At 44.3% G+C, this 3,233-nt stretch carries 3 protein-coding genes; all 3 read right to left on the minus strand.

Annotation, left to right across the window (positions count from 1 at the left end):
* Positions 1-130: 130 nt before the first annotated feature.
* On the minus strand, positions 131-886 hold the full coding sequence (locus ACMN7X_RS14905; RefSeq protein ID WP_004320508.1) for a ParA family protein: 756 nt from the start codon (positions 884-886) through the stop codon (positions 131-133).
* Positions 887-1,166: 280 nt separating this feature from the next.
* Positions 1,167-1,463, minus strand: a complete 297-nt coding sequence (locus ACMN7X_RS14910) for a hypothetical protein (protein WP_418748241.1) — start codon at positions 1,461-1,463, stop codon at positions 1,167-1,169.
* Between the two features lie 1,018 nt (positions 1,464-2,481).
* Positions 2,482-3,114: a hypothetical protein gene (locus ACMN7X_RS14915; protein ID WP_004320516.1), complete on the minus strand. Its 633-nt coding sequence runs from the start codon at positions 3,112-3,114 to the stop codon at positions 2,482-2,484.
* Positions 3,115-3,233 lie beyond the last annotated feature (119 nt).

Genomic DNA, 3,233 nt, shown 5'->3' on the forward strand with positions numbered 1-3,233 from the left:
AGCAGGCTCTTTTTCCGTTTTGACCGGTGCAGGTTCTTTCTTTTGCGTGGACTTCCCGGTGGATGACAGCAAGCCGTCCAGTCCGCTTCTCATGCCGTTTTTCAATGAATCACTTTTGCCCATATCGTTTTTATTTTAATTTCAACACTTCTTTTGCTAACTCCATGTAGTCCTTTGCCCCGTTGCTGTTCTTGTTATACTCAAAGATATTCATGCCTTTTATCGGAGCTTCGGCCAATGATACATTGTCCCGGATGACGGTCTTGAATACCTTGTCGCAGAACGATTCGCTGATTAGTTCCGCCACACTTTTGTTGAGCGTCTTGCGCTTGTCAAACTGGGTGATGACAATGCCGCCGATATTTAGGTTTGGGTTCAAACGTTCCTTGACAATCCCGACCACATTTGTAATCTTTGCCATTCCGCGCATGGCGAGGAACTGCGCCTGTACCGGGATAATCAGGAAATCCGCCGATGTGAGGGCGTTCAGTGTCAGCAAACCCAGCGAGGGCGGACAGTCAATCAGGATATAGTCGAATTTACGGGTTTCAAGCAATTTTGCAATCAGCCCTTTTAGTATTAATTCCCGCCCCGGCTCGTTGATAAGCTCGGATTCTGTCGCCGACAAATCGAGGCAGGACGGTACAACGGAAAGACCGTTTTCCAACTCGAATACCGGTAAGGTATATTCGCCTTTCATCGCTCCGTACACCGTCCGTTCCTCTTCGATGGAGAGACCGCAGGATTCCGTGAGGTTTGCCTGACCGTCCATGTCGATGAGCAGTACACGCTTTTTCTTCTGCTGCAATGCGGCAGCAAGATTGATGGTGGTAGTTGTCTTTCCGACACCGCCCTTGTGGTTCAAAACTGCGATTATTTTTGTCATAATTTCGTGTCTTTATATCTGATACAAAGATAATACTATTTTTAGTATTTACTATTATTAGTGTATACTATTTTACTACTTTTGTATATTTTAGTATTATAGCATCTACTACTATACTAAAATACTGATTGACTAAATGTAGTGCATTCTATCATTTCTGATGGGATATTTCCTAATATCCTACTTTACTAACCTTAGTATATACTACATTTAGTATTTGTTGTATAACAGCAAAATAAGCTCATTTTGGAATTAGTCTTATAAATCATCATCATGCGCATTAGATAAATTCTGTCTCAAGTGCTTCCAACAAGTCGTGTATTTGTTTTTCCGCTTCCTCCATATCCGATACAATGTCCTTGATGTGGTAAGGTGCGCCATTTTTACCGTGCCCATCATTTCCAATCCATAGATAGGCTTCGTAATCCGGGTCAAAACCCTCGAAATATTGTTCCATGTCAGCAATGAGGGTATCAATGTCCTCACATTTCATTTCGGCACTGAAATTAAAATCCTGCCCATAGTTGGTATAGCGTTGGAAGTCGAACTGAATATTTGATTTATTTTTGTCATCCACACTTATACTCCAGCCTTTGCTTTGGGATATTTCCGTTACTTTTTGTATCTTTTCTTGAGCGGTCATAGTTTTGAGTTTATAGTGGGGAGACTTCACACCGTCCTACCGATTGCTTTAATCCGTTATTTGAAAGTAATACTCCTGCAGCTCGTCTGGCCATTCGGCGGTCATAGAGCGTGGCTTTCTGGTTGTCCCGCTCGTGCCATTGCCAAATTTTGTGATTAAGTACAAGGCACAGCTCTGTCCAATGCTTGTAGTTATCTTTCCATTCTGCCTTAACCTTTCTGTATGTGTCAGCTATGGCTTCATTCCCGAACTTGTCTGCCATAGAGAAGTCCTGCCAAAAGGTTGTCATCGGGTCATAGCCAGTAATTTCCGCTATATTCCACTTGGGAATTACTATTTTTAATATTTCCATACTTATTATTGTTTTTGTAATACTCATGAATCAAGATTACTATTTCCCTTTGTTCGGTCTGTTTGCGACCGCCGGGAAGATTTTTCTGCTTTCAGAAGGTGGCGGGGAACAATCGGACAAGGCTGATCCGGAAAAATACGCTCGACAGCGGAGAGGAAGATTTTTACGTGTCATTTGCGGCAGTATGCCGGCATTGGCAGGATTGGAGCCGCCGGTTACCTTTGCGGAAAATTCTGTTCCGTAGGTCGCACGGCAGCGGACTTGGGTTTAATGGGAATCCGTTAGAAAAGGAAAGATTTATGAATAAAAGAGTGAGGCGGCCAGCCGGGACGGACTTTCCGATGGACTGTCTTGGGACTACAGAGGGCAGGATTTATCCCGCCCCCTGTAATGCCAAGTCTGTCCGTGTCCGTCCTTTTGCAAAAAGGGGCTTCACGCACTTTATGTAACGTGTTACACAAAATGCGTGAGGCTGCTTGAAGCAAACTGGCCGCAGGATGTAAGGCTATATGAGGGAGAAAGGAATTTTATAAAAGGCCGTTGGTCGATCGGAACAACAAACCGTACCGAGACTTTGCCCGATACGGTCTTGCATATAACTCAGTCTATGTCATAGCCTATCATGTATTCATCGTTGATAAGCAGATAATAGTAGCCGTTGCCACAATTCCTGTATTCTTTGCTGAATCCAGCCGCCATATCTCCATTTTCGCGTGGCTCACACCATAACGTACCGTCATAGCCACAAAAGTCGAAGCGTCCGGTGGAAAACTTTTCGCCTTGCTTCAGTGCCGTTCTGAAACGAGCCATATCCCAACTGCTGCAATACTTCTCGATGGTGGCAAGTCCGATACACTTGCCGTCGATGCGTGTGCCGGTCGTGATGCGGTTCTCGTAGAGGGATTTATCCAAATCGGCATTAGCGATTTTGCGAAGCCAATCATTCGTATGCGTGGCAAGTCGGGCAAGTTTCTGGTATTTCAAGACCTGTTTCTTTCCTATGTCCGCTGCATCTTCGGGAGAGGATGACGGATAGTATATCTTCTCAATGCTTGCCCAATCCGTGAAGATGTACCCGCTTTTTCGTTTTCTTGGCGCAATAATGCCGATGACGTTTTCATTGCGGTTGATGAATAATCGCCTACGTTGTCCTGCAATCCTTACATATAAAGAGGTGGAATTCTGCTCGTTTCGGAGATAGGCTTCTGCCGGATGAATAGTTGTTGTTTCCATATTTGTATAAATTTTGATTTTTGCTGTTCCTATTTTGGTTTACCTGTTCAAAGTTCCGGGATTGTGCCGTTCTTATATAGAACACCGTCCCGATAATGGGACACGATGCCCGGCTTAAG

Origin of the sequence: Frisingicoccus sp., from assembly GCF_048388605.1 — a bacterium.
GTDB lineage: Bacteria > Bacillota > Clostridia > Lachnospirales > Lachnospiraceae > Frisingicoccus.